The 22,447-nt window shown below is 70.7% G+C and carries 17 protein-coding genes and 1 riboswitch; of the genes, 15 read left to right on the top strand and 2 right to left on the bottom strand.

Going from position 1 to position 22,447, the window contains the following annotated elements:
* Positions 1 to 19 precede the first annotated feature (19 nt).
* From QZV72_RS03950 to mutM, 11 genes are all read left to right on the top strand, one after another.
* Positions 20 to 1,042 carry a thiamine-phosphate kinase gene (locus QZV72_RS03950; protein WP_297005569.1) on the top strand — a complete coding sequence of 341 codons (1,023 nt, stop codon included), beginning with the start codon at positions 20 to 22 and terminating at the stop codon, positions 1,040 to 1,042.
* The gene (locus QZV72_RS03945; RefSeq protein ID WP_297005566.1) at positions 1,039 to 1,746 is read left to right on the top strand and encodes a uracil-DNA glycosylase; all 708 of its coding nucleotides are present in this window, start codon (positions 1,039 to 1,041) and stop codon (positions 1,744 to 1,746) included. Before QZV72_RS03950 ends, QZV72_RS03945 begins: the two co-directional genes overlap by 4 nt.
* Positions 1,743 to 3,293, top strand: a complete 1,551-nt coding sequence (locus QZV72_RS03940) for a DAK2 domain-containing protein (RefSeq protein ID WP_297005564.1) — start codon at positions 1,743 to 1,745, stop codon at positions 3,291 to 3,293. The genes QZV72_RS03945 and QZV72_RS03940 overlap by 4 nt, the downstream gene beginning before the upstream one ends.
* Positions 3,294 to 5,546, top strand: coding sequence for an ATP-dependent DNA helicase RecG (locus tag QZV72_RS03935; protein WP_297005562.1), 2,253 nt, complete (start codon positions 3,294 to 3,296; stop codon positions 5,544 to 5,546).
* An 18-nt stretch (positions 5,547 to 5,564) separates the two neighbouring features.
* On the top strand, positions 5,565 to 5,798 hold the full coding sequence (locus tag QZV72_RS03930; RefSeq protein ID WP_297005559.1) for a biotin/lipoyl-containing protein: 234 nt from the start codon (positions 5,565 to 5,567) through the stop codon (positions 5,796 to 5,798).
* Complete coding sequence (locus QZV72_RS03925; protein ID WP_297005556.1) at positions 5,795 to 6,370, top strand: RsmD family RNA methyltransferase; 576 nt, start codon at positions 5,795 to 5,797, stop codon at positions 6,368 to 6,370. The genes QZV72_RS03930 and QZV72_RS03925 overlap by 4 nt, the downstream gene beginning before the upstream one ends.
* A gap of 9 nt (positions 6,371 to 6,379) precedes the next feature.
* The gene (gene coaD / locus QZV72_RS03920; protein WP_297005553.1) at positions 6,380 to 6,868 is read left to right on the top strand and encodes a pantetheine-phosphate adenylyltransferase; all 489 of its coding nucleotides are present in this window, start codon (positions 6,380 to 6,382) and stop codon (positions 6,866 to 6,868) included.
* A 77-nt stretch (positions 6,869 to 6,945) separates the two neighbouring features.
* Entirely contained in the window at positions 6,946 to 7,710 is a 765-nt protein-coding gene (locus QZV72_RS03915) for a DivIVA domain-containing protein (protein WP_297005550.1), read from the top strand.
* 105 nt (positions 7,711 to 7,815) lie between these two features.
* Entirely contained in the window at positions 7,816 to 8,340 is a 525-nt protein-coding gene (locus QZV72_RS03910) for a DUF177 domain-containing protein (protein ID WP_297005584.1), read from the top strand.
* Positions 8,340 to 9,083, top strand: coding sequence for a ribonuclease III (gene rnc / locus QZV72_RS03905; RefSeq protein ID WP_297005547.1), 744 nt, complete (start codon positions 8,340 to 8,342; stop codon positions 9,081 to 9,083). The genes QZV72_RS03910 and rnc overlap by 1 nt, the downstream gene beginning before the upstream one ends.
* Positions 9,084 to 9,095: 12 nt before the next feature.
* Entirely contained in the window at positions 9,096 to 9,995 is a 900-nt protein-coding gene (mutM, locus tag QZV72_RS03900) for a bifunctional DNA-formamidopyrimidine glycosylase/DNA-(apurinic or apyrimidinic site) lyase (protein WP_297005545.1), read from the top strand.
* Here the strand turns inward: mutM and QZV72_RS03895 are convergent.
* Positions 9,988 to 10,302, bottom strand: a complete 315-nt coding sequence (locus tag QZV72_RS03895) for a multidrug efflux SMR transporter (RefSeq protein WP_297005542.1) — start codon at positions 10,300 to 10,302, stop codon at positions 9,988 to 9,990. The two genes, mutM and QZV72_RS03895, sit on opposite strands and share 8 nt — an antisense overlap.
* Before the next feature lie 14 nt (positions 10,303 to 10,316).
* Positions 10,317 to 10,387, bottom strand: a riboswitch (guanidine-III (ykkC-III) riboswitch).
* A gap of 225 nt (positions 10,388 to 10,612) precedes the next feature.
* On the opposite strand from QZV72_RS03895, the gene QZV72_RS03890 reads away from it, so the two are divergent.
* From QZV72_RS03890 to lysX, 4 genes are all read left to right on the top strand, one after another.
* On the top strand, positions 10,613 to 10,912 hold the full coding sequence (locus QZV72_RS03890; RefSeq protein ID WP_297005538.1) for an acylphosphatase: 300 nt from the start codon (positions 10,613 to 10,615) through the stop codon (positions 10,910 to 10,912).
* A 20-nt stretch (positions 10,913 to 10,932) separates the two neighbouring features.
* The gene (gene smc, locus QZV72_RS03885) at positions 10,933 to 14,523 is read left to right on the top strand and encodes a chromosome segregation protein SMC (protein WP_297005535.1); all 3,591 of its coding nucleotides are present in this window, start codon (positions 10,933 to 10,935) and stop codon (positions 14,521 to 14,523) included.
* Between the two features lie 11 nt (positions 14,524 to 14,534).
* Positions 14,535 to 18,275: a hypothetical protein gene (locus tag QZV72_RS03880; protein ID WP_297005532.1), complete on the top strand. Its 3,741-nt coding sequence runs from the start codon at positions 14,535 to 14,537 to the stop codon at positions 18,273 to 18,275.
* Positions 18,276 to 18,396: 121 nt separating this feature from the next.
* Positions 18,397 to 21,825 carry a bifunctional lysylphosphatidylglycerol synthetase/lysine--tRNA ligase LysX gene (gene lysX / locus QZV72_RS03875; RefSeq protein WP_297005530.1) on the top strand — a complete coding sequence of 1,143 codons (3,429 nt, stop codon included), beginning with the start codon at positions 18,397 to 18,399 and terminating at the stop codon, positions 21,823 to 21,825.
* 27 nt (positions 21,826 to 21,852) lie between these two features.
* Here lysX and QZV72_RS03870 read toward each other — a convergent pair.
* Positions 21,853 to 22,447, bottom strand: a 595-nt coding sequence (locus QZV72_RS03870) for an alpha/beta hydrolase family protein (protein ID WP_297005526.1), incomplete at its 5' end; no start/stop codon positions are given.

The following is a 22,447-nucleotide window of genomic DNA, read 5'->3' as shown; positions in this document are numbered from 1 at the left end:
CGGACGGATGAGGGTGCTGATGGCTGAGACGGCGGGGACCTACGGTGGACACGCGGCCGGTGGCCCCACCGTGTCCCAGGTGGGGGAGGCGGCGACGATAGCCGCGATCCGCGAGGCGGCGCCCAGCGAGGTCAACGGTGACGATGCCGCCGTCCTCGACCCCGCCCCGCCGAACTCCCGGCACATCGCCACCACCGACGTCCTCGTCGATTCCGAACACTTCCGCCTCGACTGGTCCACCCCCTACGAGGTCGGGGTGAAGGCCGTCAGCCAGAACTTCGCCGACATCCAGGCGATGGGCGGCCGCCCCACCGCGGTGCTCATGTCCCTGTCCGCCCCCGCCGACCTCCCCGTCGGCGTCGTCGGCGACATCGCCCGCGGCATCGGCGCCGCCGCCACCCCCTGGGGCGTCGAACTCGTGGGCGGTGACGTGGTCACCTCCCGGCAGCTCATCGTCGCCGTCACCGCCATCGGGATCCTCGCCGGCCCGGATCCCGCCCTCACCGTCGACGCCGCCCGACCCGGCCACCTCGTCGTCGCCTCCGGGGTCATCGGCCACTCCGCCGCCGGTCTCGCCCTGCTCAAGTACTACGGCTCCCGCGCCGCCGTGCCGGACAACCCCGTTCTCCAGGACCTCGTCTCCCGGCACTGCGCACCACACCTGATCGTCGGCCGGGGCTCGGTGGGACGCGCCGCCGGCATGTCCGCGATGACCGACAACTCCGACGGACTCGTCCACGACCTCACCACCGTAGCCCGACGCTCCGGGGTCATCGTCGACCTCGACGGGGCGGCGCTCACCCCTGACGCCCAGCTCTACTATGCGGCAGATATCACCGGTGACGACCCCTGGGAGTGGGTGCTCACCGGCGGCGAGGACCACACACTGCTCGGCACCACCGACAAGGAACCGCCGGCCGGATACCGCGTCATCGGGGAGATCCGGGACGCGGGGGACGCAGAACGGTTCGGGGAACTGACCGATCCGGTCACCGTTGACGGGCAGCGTCCGCTCTACGCCACCGGGTGGGATTCGCTGTGACCTCCCCGACCGAGACACTCGCCGGGACGATTCTCGCGACCGTCCACCCCTCCTGGCGCACCCTGCTCGACGACGCGGGTGCGGACCTGCCCGCCGCCGCCGAACGCACCGCCGCCCGCATCACCGCCGGTGAACGGGTACTGCCCGCCCCGGAGAACATCTTCCGCGCCCTGGCCCGTCCCGCCGAGGAGACCCGTGTCCTCATCCTCGGCCAGGACCCCTACCCGACCCCCGGACACGCTGTCGGCCTGTCCTTCTCCTCCGCGGCGACGACCCGGCCACTGCCGAAGTCGCTGCAGAACATCTACACGGAGTACGAGTCCGACCTCGGGCTGCCCCGACCGGTCTCCGCCGACCTGACCCCCTGGACCGACCACGGCGTCATGCTGCTCAACCGGGTACTCACCGTGCGCGCCGGTGCCGCCGGCAGCGACCGGGGCACCGGCTGGGAGGAGATCACGGGTGCGGTCGTCGCCCGGCTCGCGACCCGGCCGCTCGCCGCGGTCCTGTGGGGGCGACAGGCCCAGACCGTCGCCGGACTGGTGGGGCCGGAGCGGTGTGTGACGTCCGCGCACCCCTCCCCACTGTCGGCCTACCGCGGTTTCTTCGGATCCCGCCCGTTCAGCCGGGTCAACGAGATCCTGGTGTCCCAGGGCGCTGCCCCGGTCGAATGGTCCCTGGCGGGCCAGGAGGTCGCACCGTGACCCACCATGTTCCCGAGACCCCTGAGACCCCTGAGACCCCTGAGGCCCCTGAGGCCCCTGAGGCACTGACCGGTGACTACCTCGATGCGTGGGCGACCGCAGCCCTGGACGGACTGCACCGGCACCGCGCCGAGATCAACCGCCTCAACGTCTTCCCCATCCCGGACTCCGACACCGGCACGAACATGGCCGCCACCATGGAATCCGCGGTCATCCGGCTGCGGACACTCCAGGCGGGGAACGGTGGTCGCAGTGCCGTGGACGTCGCCGCAGCCCTGGCGGCCGGCGCCGTCGCCGGTGCCCGCGGCAACTCCGGTATGGTGCTCAGTCAGATCCTCCGGGCTGTCGCGGACACGGCCGCGCTGTCGGCCACCGGTGACCTCTCCGCCCGGGCGGTCCCGGTGATGCTCGCCCGTGCCGGCGAACTGGTGCTCCAGGCGCTCTCAAACCCGGTGGAGGGCACGATCGTCACGGTTCTGCACGCCGCCGCCGAGGGGGCGCGTGAGGCCGGGCCCGGCGGACACGCGTCACTCAGCGAAGTCGTCACCGCAGCCCGTGACGCCGCCGCCGTCGCCCTGGCTCAGACCACCGGACAGCTGGCCGCCCTCAGTGACGCCGGTGTGGTCGACGCCGGCGGTCGAGGACTCGTCGTCATCCTCCAGGCACTCGTGGACGCGTTGCACGCCGGGCCGGACAGCGCCCCCGCCCCGGCGTCGCCACGGGACGGCACCGTCGACGACGACGCGGGGCGGTCCCACGGCAACGGCGCCGACCCGCACCTGGAACTCGTCTTCGGCTTCCGTGGTGACACCGGGGAACTTCGCGCCCTGCTCGACCGGTTCGGCGACAGTGTCGTGGTCGTCAGTGACGGGGTCGGGGACCATACCGGCAACCACGCCCACGTCCACACCACCCGCGCCGGTGAACTCATTGAGCGGGTCTTCGCCCTCGGCGAGGTTCACGACCTGCGCATCGAGGTGCTGCCGGTGGTCGTCGAACCGGTACGGACACCCCCGGCGTCCCCGGTCATAGCCCTGGTCCCGGCCGGTGAGGGCCTCGCCGCGCTCTTCCGCTCCGCCGGAGCAGCGGTCGGCGACAGCCCGGCCTCGCTGACCGCCGCCGTCGACGCGGTCGACGGGCCGGTCATCGTGCTGACCAACGGACAGGACACCACCGGTCTCTTCGCGGTCCTCGACGACACCGGCACGGCCGTGACCGTGGTGGACACCGGCAGCGTGGTCGGCGGGCTCGCGGCACTCGCCGTCTACAGCCCCACCGCCGACCTCGAGGACAACGCCGAGGACATGGCAGACGCCGTCCACGGCCAACGCTGGGCCGACGTCACCGGTGACGACCTGCTCACCGATGTCGTCGGGGACCTCCTCGCCGACGGTGGGGAGCTCGTCACCGTCCTCTACGGCGACGAGCTCGGGGCCGGCGGAATGGCAGAGGTGGAGGCACGGATCGCGGCGTCCCACCCGGACGCCGAGTTCCACGCCGTACACGTCCCCGGACTGCCGGTGACCGCGCAGGTGGGGGTGGAGTAGATGCTGGGTTGGGATGACCCCCGGCCACTGAGCCTGGTCATCACCCCCGACCGCGCCCGGAACCTCGCCGGGAAACCGGGGCTGGCGACCATGGGGCAGGCACTGATGAATTTCCCGGTCGCCTACGTGCACAGTTCCGGCACCGGCGCCTTCACCGAGCACGGGGGGACCGGGGTGGAGACACCGGAGGAGGGTGACCGCTTCACCTGCCTGGCCGAGGTTCTCACCGCACAGGTCCAGGACAACCGTGGTCGTCGCGGTCCCCGCGAGATCCTCCAGTTCACGTTCCGTGTCGCCGACACGGTCTTCTCCTCGGCCCTGTTCGGCAACGTCCGGCAGCACCGCTCCTTCATCACCCCGGGCGCCAAACTCATGTTCTCCGGAACCCTCGGTATCTGGCGTGACCGCTGGCAGCTGAAGAACCCCTCGTACATCACCCTGCACCCCGCGCCGACCTCCGACGGGCACACCAGGACAGAGGAGGAGTACGAGGAGGCGTTCGGCGCGTTCGGTCCGTTGGCCACCATCGTCGACGTCGCCGGTGGCATGCGCGCGGCGCAGAAGGTGCTCTCCCATCCCTGGCTGCCGACCTACCGGCGACGTCCAGGCACCTCCACCGCCGAGGTCACGGCAGTGATGGACCACGTGCTCGCCGCGATGGGCGAGCCCTCCGAGATGCTGCCCCGGGTTCCCGGGGCGCCGACCTGGCCGCAGATCGACGGAACCCCGCTCGTCGCATTCGCGACCGCGCTGCGGCAGATCCACCGGCCCCCGGAGGACGGGCCGGACGCCGCACGGACCCGGCTGAAGTTCAACGAGGCGCTCGGTCTGCAACTGGTCATGGCGTTGCGCCGCGCCGCCACCACCGCCCGACACGCCAGGCCCGTCGTCCCCGTCGCGGCGGACTCCCGCTTCGCGTCCCTGCTCGACCGGCTGCCCTACGAGCTCACCCCGTCGCAGCGCGGGGCGCTGGAGACCATCAGTGACGCGATGGGAGGGGACGACGCCAGGGGGGACACGGACCGGGTGCCCCCGATGAGCATGCTGCTGCAGGGTGACGTCGGCTCCGGAAAGACCGTTGTCGCACTCCTGGCGATGCTGCGGGTGGTGGACTCCGGAGCCCAGTGCGCTTTCCTCGCCCCCACCGAGGTGCTCGCCGTCCAGCACGCCGAGACCCTCACCGGGCTTCTCGGGCGGACCGACGGTCGGCCGGTGACCGTCACCCTGCTCACCGGTTCGATGACCACCGGTGAACGACGGGCAGCCCTGCTCGACATCACCTCCGGGACCTCCGACATCGTCGTCGGCACCCACGCGATCATCCAGGACAGTGTCGACTTCTTCGACCTGGGCATGGTCGTCGTCGACGAGCAGCACCGCTTCGGTGTGCGCCAACGCGACCGGCTGCGGGAGAACACCCCGGTCGACCGGACACCGCACCTGCTGGTCATGACCGCCACCCCGATCCCACGCACCGTCGCAATGACGATGTTCGGGGACCTGTCGGTCTGCACCCTCGCCGGTTCCCCGTCGGGACGCGGCCCGGTGGACACCTTCGTCGTGCCCATGGGCCGGCCGAAGTGGGTCGACCGGGTCTTCGCCGTGATCCGGGAGCAGGTCGCCTCCGGGCACCGCGCGTTCATCGTCGTGCCACGCATCGAGGGTGAGGGCGGGGTCGATGACGTGGCGTCGAGGCTGGGCGGCGGCGTCCTCGCGGGACTCCGGATCGGCAGGCTGCACGGCAGGATGGAGGACAAGGCCGGGATCATGGCCGAGCTGGCGTCCGGACAGCTCGACGTCCTCGTCGCCACGACCGTCATCGAGGTCGGCGTCGACATCCCCGAGGCGACCGTGATGGTCGTGATGGAGGCCGAAAACTTCGGCGTCTCCCAACTCCACCAGCTGCGCGGCCGCGTGGGCCGCGGCCCCGACCACTCCTGGTGCTTCCTGTGCACGGCGGTGCCGGGGGAGGAACCCGCCTTCCGACGGCTGACGGAGACCGCCGAGACCCGGGACGGATTCGCCCTGGCAGAACTCGACCTGCGCTCCCGCACGGAGGGCGACGTGCTGGGGGAGAGCCAGTCCGGTGCCCGGGCGCGCCGGGTGAGCCTGCTGTCGTTGGCGGATGACGTCGCTGTGGTCGGGGAGGCCCGCCGGTACGCCGAGGACCTCGTCGCCTACGATCCGGCCCTGGCGCGCGCACTGGTCGCCGACATCGCCGATGACGACCAGGAGTTCATCGAGCGGAGTTGAGTCACTACACTGACCGCCATGGATATCTTCGCGCCCTTTGCCGGACACGTCAGGTTCGAGGTGGAGGACGGACAGGCTGTCGCCGCCGGTGACCGCCTCGCCGTGGTCGAGGCGGTCAAGGTGGAGGCCAACGTCGTCGCCCCCGGTGCCGGCGTCGCCCGCCGTGGTGCCGTCACCGACTTCTCCGCTGTGGACGGTGGGGACCTGCTGCTGCATCTGGAGGCGCTCCCGGATGACGGGGCGACGAAGTGACCCGCATCATCGCCGGTTCCGCACGCGGCCGGAAGCTCAAGGTGCCGTCCGAGGGGACCCGGCCGACCTCCGACCGCGCCCGTGAGGGGCTCTTCTCCTCCCTGCAGGTCCGCTTCGGTTTCGACGGTGAGATCGTCCTCGACCTCTTCGCAGGTTCCGGGGCGCTCGGTCTGGAGGCGGCGTCCCGCGGGGCGGCGGAGGTGACGCTGGTCGACGACAACAACCGGGCCTGCGAGACCGCCCGCACCAATGCTGCGGTGGTGGGGCATCCGGCGGTGCGCGTCGTCGAGGCGAAGGCCTCGGTGTTCCTCGCCGGCGCGACGCACGACCACTACACGATGGTGCTGGCCGATCCGCCCTACACACTCACCGACGAGGCCGTCAACGATATGGTCCGGGCACTGATCCCGCTGCTGACCGAGGACGCCGTGGTGGTTGTCGAACGTCACGTCGACTCAGCCGGGGTCGACTGGCCCGAGGGGTTCGAGACCACCGGGCAGAAGCTCAAGAAGCGCACCTTCGGCATCGCCAGGATGGACATGGCGATCTGGCGGGGGCCCGGTGTGGCCTAGACTTGCCGCATGCGAGTCTGCTGCCCCGGGTCCTTCGACCCCGTCACCAACGGTCACATCAATATCTTCACCCGTGCCGCGAGAATGTTCGACGAGGTCACCGTGCTGGTGACCTACAATCCGAACAAGTCGGGACTCTTCGATGCCGACGAGCGCATCGCCCTGGTCCGGGAGGCGCTGGACGCCACCGGTCTGCCCGAGGCGGGTCGGATCACCGTGGACACCTGGGACAGTCTGCTGGTCGACTACCTCTCCGAGCACGGGATCCCGGCCCTGGTGAAAGGGCTGCGCAGTTCGCTGGACTACGAGTACGAGCTGCCGATGGCCCAGATGAACCAGCGGCTCACCGGGGTCGAGACGTTCTTCCTGCTCACCGACCCGGAGTACGGGTACGTCTCCTCGACGATCTGCAAGGAGGTCGCGAAGTACGGGGGCGACGTGCACGGCCTGCTGCCGGAGAACGTCGCCGAGGCGGTGCTCGCCAAGTACCGGGGGTAGTCCGGGTGGCGGTCAGATGAGGCTGTCCCGCGTGTCACATCCGTAACACGGTCCCGGTTTCTGGCATGCTGGCAGTCATGTACAAGACTTTCGAGGGCCTCGATGATCTCCAGACGATGGTGGAACAGGCCTATGGCGTCCCGATGTCGGGGAACTGCATGGTCAACCGGGCGGGGGCCATTGACCTGCTCGACATGATCAGGCATTCCATCCCCGGTGACCTGGACGACGCCCAGGATGTGCTTGACCGGGAGGACGCCATCCTTTCCGAGGCGGAGACGAAGGCGACGAACCTGGTCGCCGATGCCGAATCCGAGCGCGACCGGATTCTCACGGACGCCCGGAACCGGGCCGAGGACACCCTGGCGGACGCGGAGGACCGGGCCAACGCCACGGTCTCCCACGCCGAGGCGGAGGCGGTGCGCCTGGAGGAGGACGCCCGCCGGGAGTACCAGGAGACCACCGCCCGTGCAGAAGCGGAGAAGACCCGCCTGCTGGACGAGGGCAACAACCTCTACGACCGGGCGGTCAACGAGGGCATCACCGAGCAGCGTCGTCTGGTCAGCGAGTCCGAGGTCGTCCGCGAGGCGGAGGCGGAGGCCCGCCGGATCATCGAGTCCGCCCACGCGGATTCCGACCGTCTGCGCCGTGAGTGCGACCAGTACGTCGACAGCACGCTGGCACAGTTCGAGGAATCCCTCAACGGGTCGCTGCGCACCGTCTCCCGTGACCGTTCCGCGCTACGCAAGGGGGCGGGGGTGTCCGGTAACCGGTACCCGCGGGAGCACCGGGAGGTGCGCGACCCGCGCGAGGCCCGCGGCGACTGGGGCGACCGCGGCTGATCCGCGGGACGGATTCGACCCATCTGACCTCTCAAGGGTAAGAATGACACGGTGAGTACGAATCCGTTCCAGCTTGAAGTCCGTGAGGTTCTCCGGTCCACCGGAATGCCCCAGCACCTGACCACCACCGGCCCGACCCCGGTCCGCCTCGGCGGTGAGATGCTCGGTGTCGCCGAGGGCTCACAGATCGAGATCGACGCCGATGTGTCGAACCTGGGGGAGTCCCTGCTGGTGGACGCCACCGTCCACGGCCGGGCCACCGGCCAGTGCTCCCGGTGTCTGGCGGAGCTTGATGAGCCGCTGGCGGTGCGCATCAACGATGTCTTCGGCATCAACGCCGACTTCATCACCCGGGACGGTGTGGCAGGGGGCGGGTCCGGGGACGACGACTTCGAGCCGCTGCTCGTCCAGGACGACATGGTCGACATCACCCAGCTGGTGCTGGACGAGGCGGGACTGACCCTGCCGTTCAATCCGGTGTGCGAGGACTACGGTCACGACTGCACCGAGGACACCCCCGCCCCCGACGGAGTCTCCGAGGAGCAGGAGGCCGCGCCGGACCCGCGCTGGGCGGGCCTGTCCGGCAAGCTCGACGAGATCACCGACGGCGTCGCAGACGGGGAGAACTGATGTCACGCAAGCGCCGACTGACCGGCGAATCAGCACTTGAGGCCGCCTTCTCGAAGACGGACCACACCCCGCTGCGCGAGGCGTGGGGTGTGGAGCTGTCCGACGAGATGCTGCGTCTGGCGCTGTCCCACCGCTCCTTCGCGAACGAGAACGGCAATTTGCCCAACAATGAACGTCTCGAGTTCCTCGGGGACGCGGTCCTCGGTCTCTCGGTCGCGGAGCAGCTCTACCGGCAGTTCCCGGACCGGTCGGAGTCCGACATCTCCAAGATGCGTGCCGGGGTGGTCAACATGTACGCCCTGGCGGAGGTCGCACGGGACCTGCACATGGGCGACAACATCCTGCTGGGCCGCGGTGAGATGCTGACCGGCGGTTCCGACAAGCATTCCATCCTCGCCGACTCGGTGGAGGCGATGCTCGGTGCGATCTACCTGGAGTGCGGCTTCGAGGTGGCCCGAGCCACCGTGCTGCGCATCTTCGAACGCAAGATCACCACCGCCCCCTCCACGGGTCTCACCATGGACTGGAAGACCGTGCTGCTGGAGAAACTCTCCGACCTGAAGATCCACGGCGACCCGACGTACGCCTCCGTGGTCGAAGGACCGGACCACGACCAGACCTTCAACGCCACGGTCACCATCGGCGGCGAGGTGCGAGGTGCGGGGACCGGGCACACGAAGAAAGAGGCGGAGCACCATGCCGCCCGTGAGGCCTACCGCGCGCTGAGCGGTCTCGACGACTGAGCGACTGCGACTGTGCCTGAGCTTCCCGAGGTAGAGGTCGTCCGGCGCGGACTGGCGGAACACATCACCGGTGCCACGTTCGTGGGCACCGAGGTACTGCACCCGCGTGCGGTGCGTGGACAGGAGGGCGGCGCGGCGGCGCTGGAGGCAGGACTGGCGGACGCCAGGATCGTCGCGGTGCGGCGTCGGGGGAAGTACCTCTGGATGGAGCTTGAGCGCCCGGGTGGCGTGGGTGGTCCAGGACGGTGCCTCCTCATCCACCTCGGCATGTCCGGCCAGATGCTGCTCGGAGAGCCGGGGCAGGTGACCTCACCGCACCTGCGCATTCGTTCACTGCTGGTCACCGACGCGGACGGGGACCCGGGTCGGGAACTGGAGCTCAGTTTCGTCGACCAGCGCACCTTCGGCCGCTGGGAGCTGACAGTGCCGGGGGTCACCGATCCGGTGCCGCACATCGCGCTCGACCCGCTGGACCCGGCTTTCGATGCCGGGACGACGGCCCGGTTGATCCGGCGGAAGCGGTCCGAGATCAAGCGCGTCCTGCTGGACCAGACCGTGGTCTCCGGCATCGGGAACATCTACGCCGATGAGGCGCTGTGGGTGGCACAGGTGCATCCGCGGAAGAAGGCCTCCGCCATGCGGCAGGGAGATGTCGTGGACCTGCTGCATGCCGCAGCCGGTGTGATGACCAGGGCCCTCGCCGCCGGCGGGACGTCCTTCGACGACCTCTACGTCAACGTCAACGGGGCATCCGGCTACTTCTCCCGGTCGCTCAACGCCTACGGGCGGGAGGGGGAGCCCTGCCCGCGGTGCGGGACGGCGATCGTGCGGGAGCACTGGACCAACCGGTCCTCCCACCTGTGTCCGGAGTGCCAGCGGCCCCCGCGGACGGTTCGCCCACCGCTCAGCTGACCAGTTTGAGTCCCACGACACCGCCGACGATCACCGCGAGGAACAGGATCCGCAGCGCGGTGACCGGTTCGGCGCCGGTGGACATGGCCCAGGCGACGGTGCCCACGGCACCGACCGCCACCCATACCGCGTAAGCGGTGCCGGTGGGGAGGTCCCGCATCGACCATGCCAGTCCTCCCATACTGACGACGAGCGCGGAGAAAAACACGACGGTCGGCCAGAGCCGGGTGAGCCCGTCGGACCGTCCGAGCGCGGTCGCCCAGACCGCCTCGAAGACCCCGGAGACAACGAGAATGAGCCAAGCCATGGTGGCCACAACCTTTCGTGGCCGTCTTGTCGTCGTCCGGGTACGGCTCCCTCGTCCGGCGGTGACCCCTACTGCGCCACCGTCAGAATCCAGTAGTAGCACACGGTGGTCGGTGGTGACTCGGTGGTGACTCGGTGGTGACTCGGTGGTGACGGGGCGCATACCGGAACACATGGGCACCGACGGTCCCCGTCGAGGTCAGCCCGGAGTGGTCGCCTGCCTTGACGGGTTTCAGCGGGTCCTGATGCGTCGGGCTCTGCGAGACCGGGAGCGACACGTGGGGGTCCCTGTCCGGATTACACTCGGCGGCATGACCGAAGCAGCCGACCTCGCCGCGTCCCCCGTGCGTCTCACCGCGTGGATCCACGGGCACGTCCAGGGCGTCGGCTTCCGCTGGGCCACGCGTACGAAGGCGCTGGCTCTCGGGCTGACCGGTTTCGCCTCGAACTACCCCGACGGCCGCGTCCTCGTCGTCGCGGAAGGACGCGAGGACGCCACGGACTCCCTGCTCGCCTGGCTGCGTTCCGACGACACGCCGGGCCGCGTCGACACCGTGGTGGACTCCGTCACCGGTCCGCGCGGCGGGTACGATGGCTTCGATACCCGCTAGCCGAAAGGCCCCCGCCCCCGATGCACCTGAAGTCCCTGACCCTCAAGGGGTTCAAGTCCTTCGCTTCGGCGACGACACTGAAGTTCGAGCCGGGCATCTGCGGCGTCGTCGGCCCGAACGGGTCCGGCAAGTCCAACGTCGTCGACGCGTTGGCCTGGGTGATGGGGGAACAGGGGGCGAAGACCTTGCGCGGCGGCAAGATGGAGGACGTCATCTTCGCCGGTGCCGGTGAGCGCAAGGCGCTCGGGCGCGCGGAGGTCACACTGACGATCGACAACTCCGACGGTGCCCTTCCCATCGAGTACTCGGAGGTGTCCGTCACCCGCCGGATGTTCCGCGACGGGGCGTCCGAGTACGAGATCAACGGGGCGAAGGCCCGGTTGATGGACATCCAGGAGCTGCTGTCGGACTCCGGCATCGGACGCGAGATGCACGTGATCGTCGGGCAGGGGCGTCTCGCGCAGATCCTCGAGTCCCGCCCCGAGGAGCGGCGGGCCTACATCGAGGAGGCTGCCGGCGTCCTCAAACACCGCCGCCGCAAGGAGAAGGCGCAGCGAAAGCTCGTGTCGATGCAGGGCAACCTCGACCGCCTCCACGACCTCACCGACGAACTCGCCACACAGCTCAAACCGCTGGCCAGGCAGGCCGAGGCCGCGCAGAAGGCCGAACGGGTGCAGGCCACGATCCGCGAGAACCGGCTGCTGCTCACCGCCGACCGGGTCCGTCGTCTCACCGACCGGCTCGCCGAGGCGGACGCCGAGCTCTCCGTCCTCACCGCCGACACGGACACCGTGCGCGCCGAGCTGGAGGAGTACTCCGGCGAGCTCGCCGTCACCGAGGAGGAACTGCGCACGGCCCTGGAGGACGCAGAGTCCGCCAAGAACCTCTGGTTCACCCTGTCGACCATCGCGGAGAAGAACGCCGCGACGCTGCGTATCGCCGCCGACCGGGCCGCCGAATCCGGTATCCCGGACACCTGGTCCGGCACGGACCCCGAGGAACTCCGGGCGCGTGCGGAGGCCGCCGAGGAGGAGCAGGCAGCTCTCGACGAGGAGGTGGAGATCGCCACCGAACGCCTCGGACAGGTCCGTGAGGAGGTCGAGGACCGTGCAGACGCCGCCCGCGAAGCCGAACGTGAACACCTCGCGCAGGTGCGTGCCGTCGCCGACCGACGCGAGGGGATCGTGCGTCTGCTCGCCCAGCAGGACTCGCTCGAGCAGCGCCGCACCGCCCTCGACGCCGAGATCGGACGCCTGGAACAGACCGTCGCCGAACACCGTGAGTCGATGGAGGAGACCACCGGCGCAGAGGTCGCCGAAGCGGTCGAGGCACTCGACGGGATCGAGGCCGCCGGGGTGGGCCTGGCGGAGACCGCCGCCCGCGCCGTCGAGGAATCCGCCGGTGCCGGGGAGCGCGTGGCCGAACTCCGCCGGAATGAGCGCGAGCTGGAGAGAAGGATCGCCACCCTCGACGCCCGCATCGACGGTTGGCGGGACCGGCTGCGACCCACGGACGGCGGCGCCGTGGCGGTCACCGCAGCGAGGAGCCTGGGACACGCCGAGCCGCGTCCGCTGGCGGGGCTGGTCACCGTCGATGACGGGTGGGCGGCCGCGGTGGCGGCCGTCCTGCCGGACGGCCTGGTCGGATCCGCCGACCGGGAGACCGTGGCAGCCCTGGTCGCTGCGCTGGTGGAGGCGGGGCAGGGACGCACCACACTCCTGCGTGCCGCGGACGACGACCACGCGACCTGGCGTCTCGACACCCGGGCCCCCGCCGAGGTGCCCGGCTCCACCTGGCTGCTTGACCACCTGGACATCGCCGCCGAGGTCGTCACCCCGGTGACATCACTGCTCGTGGACGTCGTCGCCGTGGACTCGGTGGACGCCGGCCGCGCCGTCGTCACCGCCGACCCCCGGCTGCGCGCGGTGACGAGGGACGGCGTCCTGCTCGGTACCGGATGGATCGCCGCAGGTTCCGGCGGAGCGACCCCGGTCGAGCTGTCCGCCCGCATCACCGAGGCCGGTGCTGAAGTCGACCGTCTCCGCGGCGAACTCGGCGACCTGCAGGCCTCCCTGCGGGGGGCGGAGCAGACGGCTGAGGACCTGCGCACCGCCGCGTCCTCGGCGCAGGCAGCAGTCCGTGACCACGAGGGACGTCTCGCTGCGGCGAGACACCGGGCCGAAGCGTCGGCCCGGGCAGCGGAACAGGCGGGCCGCCTGCTCGCCCGGGCGACCGCCGCCCGCGATGAGGCCGAGCAGCGACGTGAGAAGCTCGCCGCCGAGGCCGATGAGGTGGCGGACCGGCTGTCCCGCGTCGACTCCGAGGACACCGGTGGAGAACCCTCCACCGCCGAACGGGACTCCACCGCCCAGGCACTGACCCAGGCCCGGGCGATGGAGATGGAGGCGCGCCTGGCGCTGCGCACCGCCGAGGAACGTGCCGGGTCCCACCGGGGCAGGGCCGAGGGACTGCGCCGTCAGGCGCGGCAGGAGGCGGCCGCCCGTGAACAGTTCGAGCGGGCCGCGGCCCGCCGTCGGGCGGCACGGGAACGGGCGCACGTGGTCCACGCCCAGGCACGTCGTGTCGACCTCCGGCTGAAGGACGCGCTGGCCAGGGCGGCGGAGTCCCGCACCCGGACCGCAGAGGCCCACCGGCAGTGGCAGGAGACCCTCGGACGACACAAGGACAAGGTCAACACCTTGACCCTGCGTCTCAACCATCTGACCGACAAAGCCCACCAGGCCGAGATCGCCCGCTCCCAGGCGCAGTTGCGCATCGAGCAGGCCCTCGACCAGGCGATGGAGCAGCTCGGCATGACCGCCCCCCAGTTGCTCGCCGAGGCCCCGGGGGAGAACTTCGACCGGGAGTCCGCGGCGAAAGAGCTGGCCGCCGCCGAGAAGTCCCTGCGCAACCTCGGCAAGGTCAACCCCCTGGCGCTGGAGGAGTTCGCCGCCCTGGAGGAACGCCACCGCTTCCTCGCCACCCAGCTCGACGACGTCGAGAAGGCCCGCGCCGACCTCGAGGAGGTCATCCGCGATGTCGACGTCACCATCCTGCAACTGTTCACCGACGCATGGGCCGATGTGGAGGCGGAGTTCCCGAAGGTCTTCGACACCCTGTTCCCCGGTGGTTCCGGACGCCTCATCCTCACCGACCCCTCCGACATGCTCACCACCGGTATCGAGGTGGAGGCCCGCCCGCCGGGCAAGAAGGTCAAACGGCTGTCGCTGCTCTCCGGCGGCGAGAAGTCGCTGACCGCCCTGGCGCTGCTCGTCGCGATCTTCCGCGCCCGCCCCAGCCCCTTCTACGTCATGGACGAGGTCGAGGCCGCTCTCGACGACGTGAACCTGCGCAGGCTCATCGCCCTGTTCCTGGAACTGCGGCGTGATTCGCAGCTCATCGTCATCACCCACCAGAAGCCGACGATGGACATTGCCAACGTGCTCTACGGCGTGACGATGCGCGGTGACGGTGTCACCCGGGTCATCTCCCAGCGGATGCATCCGGTGGGCGCCGTGCCCGCCGACGCCTCAACGGCCGGTGGCACCTCGGTGACCGGCAGCGATGGCGAGGGCGGCCCCGCGGATGTGCCCGCCGCCGATGCACCCTAGAATGGGTCGTCGTGAGTGCACCGAGCCCTATTGCAGACCTGTCCGATTCCCTCCTCGCCTGGGCCTCGAGCACCGAAGTCGATCTCGCCCGCCGGTTGGGCGAGCTCTCCGGTGATCCGTCGATCTTCGTCCGCCTCGACATCACCGGTGACGAACTGGAACGCCTGACCACCTTCTACGGCACCTTCCTGTCCCGGCAGATCGACGCAGGCGGGGACGAGGCAGCGCTGCTGGCCACCTGTCCGGCACTGACCGCCTCCACACTGCTGTTCCGTGCCGCCCGACTCAACACCGTCGCCGAACTGTCCGCCGAGTTCTGGTCCGGCCTCGGCCTGGAACCCACCCCAGAACGCGTCGCGCTCATCGGCCCGGACACCTACGCCGGCCTGCTGACCGCCGCAGGCCTCGACCCGGTCGACATCGCGGCGACCAGTTCCGACGGGGAGACCGGTCGATTGTTCGCCCACGTCGGGCTGGCCACCGACTGGATCCCCGAGCTCATCGAACTGATCGACACCCGTCGCCTCGACGGCACCGCCGGGGAGGATCCCGACGCCGAGGCCGCAGCCGTGGTCTCCGTGCTGGCCACCGAGTCGCTCCAGGCGGGCCCGATCTGCGCGGTGCTGCCCGACCTGGCCGCCGGCCTCATCTCCCCGGTGGTCCGCGTCGTCCGCTATGCCGCCACCCATCCCGGGCACTGGCGTCACGGTCTGGCGGCCGGCGCGGTCGAGGGTGTCCCACCGTTGATTCTCGAGGATGTCGTCGAGGAGTTGACCGAACGCCCCGCCGGAACCACCGCCCGCCGTCACCGTGTCGGTGTGGGGGCCCGGGAGGACCAGCCGCGGCTGGCCCTCGACCTGGCCCGCCAGCGCACCGTGCTGCGACTGCCGGAGGTCCCGCTCGACGAGGACGCCGACGACCGGGACGCCGTCGACCGGGACGCCGTCGACGAGGTCCGCTGGCATGTCGACATCGAGGGACGCCCGGCCGGGTTCCGCACCCGCCGATCCGACGCGCCGGGGCGTCCGGTCACCGGCATCCTCGACATCCCGGTACGCCGACCGGTCCGTGAGATCGGTGTCCGCGACCTCACCCACGACGACTCCTGGGTGGTCAACGGTGTCGACGAGTCCGACCCGGTGCTCGTGTTCACCCGACGCGGCAAGGACCTCACCGACCGGGTGTCCCTGCACCACGACCGCGTCCTCGTCGTCTGTCCGGAGGACGCCACCGCCGTTGACGCGGTGCGTGACGAACCGCTGCCGGTGCTGACGGAACGCGCCGTCAAGGCCTGGGACGGCTGGGTGATCCGTGACCTCGACCTCGCCGGTGCCGTGTCCCTGCACATCGACCGACCCGGTGTGCCGCGTCCGGCGATGGGGAAGATCCGTTGTGTCGACCCGCGGCAGCGGGTTGTCTTCCACGAACCCGACGAGCCTGTCGTGGGGGTGCGGTCCCTCGGCGGACTGCCGGTGCACACCGAGAGCCTCCAGGCGGTGTTCCCGCCGACGGTGTCCGGAGCCCCGGAGATCTGGTTCCTGTCGGTGAGCTCGTGGGCGGGCCCCGACGAGACCGGTGAGGAGGTGACCGAGGAGGAGCCGCTGGAGGTCCCCGCCGAGGGAGGCCTGTTCGACGTCTTCGACCCGGAGGCCTACGACACCCCCTGGGTCGGCGAGTACCTGGTCCGGCTGCGCGGACCGCGCAACGAGTCCTTCCGCCACGAGTACGCCATCGTCGAGGGCCTCCACGTCGACGCCCCCGAATCGCCCCGGCTGGCCCGTACCGCCGGACTGTCGCCCGTGACCGTGCACTTCCGTGGCGGCGAGAAACCACTGGTCATCGCCCGGTCCGTGGACCTGGGTGCGGACGAGAAGCAGGTCCAGGTCATCGCCGAGACCGATGCCGGGGACGCCCTGCCGCTCATCGTCGAGCCGCCCCGGTTGCGCTACCAGCTGCCGCTCATCGGCGAGGACCCGATGTGGCGCACCGAATCCGTGGTGATCTCCGCGGATTCCGTGGACACCGCCACCCGGTTCCGGATCCGTCCCGGCCTGCCGGTCGAGAAGCCGCGTCTCGTCGTCCGCGACCACCACGGTGCGCCGGTGCGCACCCTGCGTCTCGGCACGGTCGACGCGGTGACCTGGTGGATTTCACTGAAGCCGCTCGCGGGATCCCTGGCGATGCTGCGCGAGGGTTCCTGTGAACTGGAGTTCATCGCCGACGGCCGCTCACACTCCGTGCGCCTGGCGACCCTCACCCCCTCGGTCGAACGGACCGGGGAGCTGACCGACGGCGTACTGTCGGTCAGCCCGGCCCCACCGGCGCTGACGGACCGTCCGGTCGGCGCGTGGGTGTGGCAGCTCACCGCACCGTGGCAGTCCGCGGTCACGGTCACCCTCACCGGCGGAGCCGCGACGGCCACCGCCGCCGTCCCGACGGAGTTCGTCGACGCCGGCCCGTTGAAGGTGCAGTTGTTCGCCGGCGACAGGTTCAGCAGCCTTTATGCCCCGGCGACACCCGGCCCCTCGGCGATCCGCGTCGAGGCACCCGGTCACGCGCACCCGGACGATGACGGTCCGTGGACCCGGTTGTCAGCCTTCCTCGCCGGTGAGTCCGACGAGGCCCCCGACGACATCGACGTGCTCACCACCCTGTGGGACGTGCTGGCAGGCTGGCTGTCCGGTGGCGCACCGGACGCCGCGGGTGAGTCGATGCGCGCGGCGCTGTCGCGACACCCGCGGGAGTCGTTGCGGGCGATGTCCCGGTCACTGGTCCCCTCGACCGACCGGCCGGCGCAGTTCATCCTCTCCGGACTGGTCCATGCCCCGCTGCGGACCGACGAGGCCGACCCGAACCCGGGCGTGGCCTGGATCGCGGCCCTGGAGATTCTCGGCGAGTTGGCAGCCACCGACGACGAGGACACCGCCGCCCGACGTGAGATCGGTCGGAGGTTGACCACCGTCGGCGGCATGGAGCTGGCGCGGACGGTGGAGACCGGCCGTGACGCCACGCTGGAGACCTCCTGCATCGACGCGACGACAGTGCAGATCGCACAGTTGTCCCCGGAGCAGCAGGATGCGGTGCTCGGCGCATTCTTCGCCGGGTCGAAACTGGTGCCCGGTGCACTGTCAGAGGAGAACTCCCGGCTCATCGCGGTGTTCGAGACCTTCCGTCAGCGTGCGGAACTCAACGAGATCCTCGCGGACCCGGAGCTGCTGCGCGTCGCCCTGACCCTGCTGCGGCGGATCCGGCAGACCAACCGCCAGCTGTTCACCTCCGCCCGGGTGCGTTTCGACAAGCTGGACAACGTCGACACCGACAATCCTGACAACCGCTGGGCCCTCGCCCCGGTGATCAGCATGATCCTGGCGATGGCGGCCCGGTTGCGGGCGCACGGCAGGCTCGGCGCGCCCGGTCAGCTGACCTCAGCGTACGCAGGTTGGGCGCAGCTGGCGCGGATCGTGCCGGACCTCATCACCGGTGACCTCGTCGCCGCGGACGCCATGGTGCTCGGCGTCTTCGGTCCGGATGACCCGGCCGACGGTGCCGTCGACACCGGGGAGGGGGACACCGATGCCCCCGATGCCCCCGATGCAGCAGAAGTCGCAGAGACTGCCGCGGAAGGAACCGAAGGTTCGGTCGGAACCGACGACGCCGGCGGCACGTCCACCGCCGGGGGGAGACCGGTGCGCCGGCCCCGGACAGCCCGGACGGGGCGTGCGGTACGCACCCCCCGTGCACCCCGGCAGTGAACGGGAGATGAGCAGCGGTCCCGCGGTCGAATGAGGACGGGGTGCGTGTTTCCTGGCAGTTGCCGGCCAACCCCGCCCGGTCCGTTGCCGTGGCCCGGGGACCGGCGCACAATCGTGTGACATGTTCCGACATGCACCCGCGCCCGCGCGCCTGAGGACCGCGGCCACCAGGGTCTTCCCCCGCACCTTCGGCGTCTTCCTCTCGACCTACGGACTGGTCGGAGCGCTGCTCGTCCTCGCCGGATACGTCGACCCGGGATTCCGCAGCCTGCGCCGGGTACTCGACCTGCTGATCCTGCCGATGCCCTCCTCTTTCGCCTGGTGCGTCGCACTGTTCCTGCTCGGTGGGGCGCTGCTCGCCGCCAAACGGCTGGGCTGGGCCATCGCCACCGTACTGCTGGCCCTTCTCACCGTGTGGAATGCCGGCATCATCGTCATCGTCCTCACCCACGGCGGTCCACACGCGGTGACCGCACCGGACGCCGGGCCACTGACCGCGTTCGTCGACGCAACGCTCCGGGAGGTGCAGGGGGACCGGTGGGCACTCTTCCTCACCGGCTGCGTCCTCCAGGCCGCCATGCTGGCCGGGATGCTCGCCACCGCCCGCAGCTTCACCGCCCGGACCCGACGGGGCTCGGTCCGGCAGGCTCTCGGCTGCTGGGTCGCCGGTGTCGCCGTCGTTGCGATGGTCGCCGGTGCCCTCGTCGCCCTGTGGCCGCACACCCTTCGCGGCACGGACCGCTGGTGGTGGGTCCTCGACCACGCCGTCGGCGCGGACCTCACCGCCGGACGCGTCCTCTCCGGGCAACCCGCCCCGTTCCTGCGCCTGCTCGTCTCAGTTCTCTCCGCCCTCGCGGTCATCGTCGCCTGCGCGGTACTGCTGCGTTCCCAGCGGGACAGAAATGCTCTGACCAGCACTGACGAGCAGATCCTCCGGGCGATGGTCGACCGCTTCAACCGCGACGACTCCCTGGCCTACTTCTCCTTCCGGCACGACAAGTCCGTGATCTGGTCACCCGACGGCCGCGCCGCGATCACCTACCGGGTCGAACTCGGCGTGTGCCTGGCCTCCGCCGACCCTCTGGGCGACCGGGACGCCTGGGATTCCGCCATCAACGCCTGGACCGGTACGGCCGCGTCCTACGGCTGGGCGACCGCGGTGATGGGTGCTTCCGAGGCCGGCGCCGCAGCCTACGCCCGCCACGGGCTCACCGCCCTGCGGCTCGGTGACGAGGCGATCCTCAACCGCGACGACCTGCGGCTCAACGCACCGGAGTTCCGCAGTCTGCGCCAGGCCGTCGCACGGGCCCGCCGGGCAGGGGTGACCACCCGGGTGCGCAGACACGCCGACCTGACCACCGCCCAGCTCAGAACAGTCGACGAACGGGCCGACCTGTGGCGCGACACCACGGACGAACGCGGGTTCTCCATGGCCCTGGGGCGGGTGGGTGACCCCGGCGACGGGGACTGCGTCCTCGTCGAGGCGCTCGTCGACGGGGAGGTCGTCGCCGAACTGTCCTTCGTACCCTGGGGAACCGACGGTCTGTCCCTGGACCTCATGCGTCGCAGTCCCGGTGCACCCAACGGTACGGTCGAGGCGATGGTCGTCGATCTGTGTACCGGCAACGCCGCCGACCCCGGAACGGTCCCCGCCCCGCGCCGGGTGTCACTGAACTTCGCGGTATTCCGCCGGATCTTCGCCACGGAGGCGGAGATCGGCACGGATCCGCTGACCCGGCTCAGCCGGCGCGTTCTCGTCTTCCTCTCCCGCTGGTGGCAGATGGAGGCGCTGTACCGCTCCAACGAGAAGTACCAGCCGGAGTGGCTGCCGCGGTTCCTCTGCTTCGGGGAGACCCACGCGGTCCTGCGCATCGCCCTGGCCTCCGGAATGGCCGAGGGATTCGTCCCGGAGCTCTCCGCCCTGCCCCGGGTCCGGGCACTGTCGCGCCGGTCCCCGGGGCCCGACCCCGACCCGTCGTCGGCGGCGTCCGCTGCAGCTGCCCTGGTGCCGCAGTGGCGGGCCGAGGCAGCGTTCCCGGTGCGGGCACGGCGGCGGGTCCCGGAGCAGGTCGGGGTGCGTACCGCGACAGCGAAGCGGCTGCGCGGCGTGGGGGTGGATCCGTGGCCGGTGGCAGTTCCCCCGACCTGCGGCTGCGGGGAGATCACGGATGTGGGGGTGGACGCCGTCGACGCCGCAGCCGCTGACGGGACCACCGTGACCGTCTCCGGCCGGATCACCGGACGTCGCCGCTTCGGCGGGGTGACCTTCCTCGACCTGCAGGACGCCACGGGCCGGTGCCAGGTCCTGCTGGAGGCCTCCCGCCCGGACTCCGTCGCACTGGTCCGGGAGCTTGACCTGGCAGACCTCGTCCAGGTCTCCGGGCGTGTCGGCCGGTCGCGCAACGGCACGGTCTCGGTCCTCGCCGACACCCTGCGGATCGAGGCGAAGGCCCTGCACCCGCTACCGGACGCCAGGTCCGGTCTCACCGACCCGGAGACCCGGCTGCGCAATCGGCATCTCGATCTCACCGTCAACCCGGAGGTCGGTATCCGGCTGAGGGCCCGTGCGTCGGTGTTGAAGTCCCTGCGCGGCGTCCTCGACGCGGAGGACTACCTCGAGGTCGAGACCCCGGTGCTGCAGAAGACCCACGGAGGGGCGTCCGCCCGGCCGTTCCGGACCCGCTCCAACGCCTACGACCTGGACCTCGTCCTGCGAATCGCCCCGGAACTCTACCTGAAGCGGCTGCTGTGCGGCGGAATGGACCGGGTGTACGAACTCGGCCGGGACTTCCGCAACGAGGGCGTCGACTCGACCCACAACCCTGAGTTCACCGTGCTGGAGGCTTACCGCACCCACGCCGACTACTCGACGATGCGGTATCTGGCACAGGACCTCATCCGGGCCGCGGCCACCGCAGTCCACGGTGCCCCCCTGGTCACCGGGCCGGACGGGGGGCTCGTCGACATCTCCGGGGACTGGCCGGTCATCGGTGTCCACGAGGCGGTGACGGCGGCACTGGTCACCGAGCTCACCGCTCTCGGTCACGCACCGGAGCCCCGGTGGGCGGTCCTGCCGTCGACGCCGCTGGCGGAACTGCGTGACGTCGCGGACCTCGTCGGGGTGCCCTGGGGGGCGGACCAGGATGCCGGGCACCTCGTCGAGGAGCTCTACGGCGAGTTCGTCGAGGCCCGGACGACCACGCCGACGTTCTACACGGACTTCCCGGCGTCCACCTCACCACTGACCCGGCCGCACCGGTCGGTCGACGGAGTCGTGGAACGCTGGGACCTCGTCGCCTGGGGCACTGAGCTGGGCACCGCCTACTCCGAGCTCACCGATCCGCTGCTGCAGCGCCAACGGCTGGAGGCGCAGTCCCTGCTAGCTGCAGGCGGGGACCCGGAGGCGATGGAGGTCGACGAGGACTTCCTGCGGGCCCTGGAATTCGGCATGCCACCGACCGGTGGCCTGGGGATCGGGGTGGACCGGTTGGTCATGCTCGTGACCGGTGGCGGGATCCGGGACGTCCTCGCCTTCCCGATGACGAGGTAGCGGGGCCCGGGGCCGGTCCGGACCGGGTCATGGGAGGCCGGCCCGCGACGCGAGGGCGGGGAAGGCGTCGCGCAGCCCGGACCGCCAGGTCTGGAAGTCGTGGCCGCCGGCCACCTTCCGCACGGTCACGTCCATCCCGGCCCTTTCCGCCAGATCCGCCAGAACGCCGAGATCGGAGACCGAGGTGCGGTCAGCTCTCCCGGCGACGAACCAGGCCGTGGTGCCCGCGTAGGTGCCGTCCCCGGCGTGCACGGTGAGCAGGTCCTCCGGGTTCGCCGCACGGAAGGCGTCCGCTGAGCCGCCGAAGTAGTCCCTCACCGTCCCCGCGTGGTCGCCCTGGGAGTCCACCGGGGTGCGTTCCCCGGAAAGGTCGAGTACGGCGCCGTAACTGTCCGGGTCACCGGTGACGACCTGCAGTGCGCAGGTCCCGCCGTAGGACAGGCCACCGATCGTCCAGTCCGCCCGGTCGGGGTCGACGTCGAGCCGGGAGATCAGCCAGGCGGGCACGTCCCTGGTCAGGTACGTCCGGACGTTGCCGCCGGTGGGGGAGTCGGTGCACACCGGATTGTTCCAGGTGGACCCGGTGCCGTCGACGACGGCGATGACCGGGGCGAGTCCGTGG

Source organism: uncultured Corynebacterium sp. (assembly GCF_902782855.1).
GTDB lineage: Bacteria > Actinomycetota > Actinomycetes > Mycobacteriales > Mycobacteriaceae > Corynebacterium.
Note: the sequence above shows the minus strand (reverse complement) of the source record. Positions and strands in the feature narration are given on the sequence as shown.

What these genes read in the sequence shown, in the direction of transcription:
- QZV72_RS03930 (WP_297005559.1), top strand. Translation starts at nt 5,565, where the DNA reads ATGGATATCTTCGCGCCCTTTGCCGGACACGTCAGGTTCGAGGTGGAG.
- lysX (WP_297005530.1), top strand. Translation starts at nt 18,397, where the DNA reads ATGTTCCGACATGCACCCGCGCCCGCGCGCCTGAGGACCGCGGCCACC.
- QZV72_RS03910 (WP_297005584.1), top strand. Translation starts at nt 7,816, where the DNA reads ATGCCCCAGCACCTGACCACCACCGGCCCGACCCCGGTCCGCCTCGGC.
- QZV72_RS03895 (WP_297005542.1), bottom strand. Translation starts at nt 10,302, where the DNA reads ATGGCTTGGCTCATTCTCGTTGTCTCCGGGGTCTTCGAGGCGGTCTGG.
- smc (WP_297005535.1), top strand. Translation starts at nt 10,933, where the DNA reads ATGCACCTGAAGTCCCTGACCCTCAAGGGGTTCAAGTCCTTCGCTTCG.
- QZV72_RS03915 (WP_297005550.1), top strand. Translation starts at nt 6,946, where the DNA reads ATGTACAAGACTTTCGAGGGCCTCGATGATCTCCAGACGATGGTGGAA.
- coaD (WP_297005553.1), top strand. Translation starts at nt 6,380, where the DNA reads ATGCGAGTCTGCTGCCCCGGGTCCTTCGACCCCGTCACCAACGGTCAC.
- rnc (WP_297005547.1), top strand. Translation starts at nt 8,340, where the DNA reads ATGTCACGCAAGCGCCGACTGACCGGCGAATCAGCACTTGAGGCCGCC.
- QZV72_RS03935 (WP_297005562.1), top strand. Translation starts at nt 3,294, where the DNA reads ATGCTGGGTTGGGATGACCCCCGGCCACTGAGCCTGGTCATCACCCCC.
- QZV72_RS03890 (WP_297005538.1), top strand. Translation starts at nt 10,613, where the DNA reads ATGACCGAAGCAGCCGACCTCGCCGCGTCCCCCGTGCGTCTCACCGCG.
- QZV72_RS03950 (WP_297005569.1), top strand. Translation starts at nt 20, where the DNA reads ATGGCTGAGACGGCGGGGACCTACGGTGGACACGCGGCCGGTGGCCCC.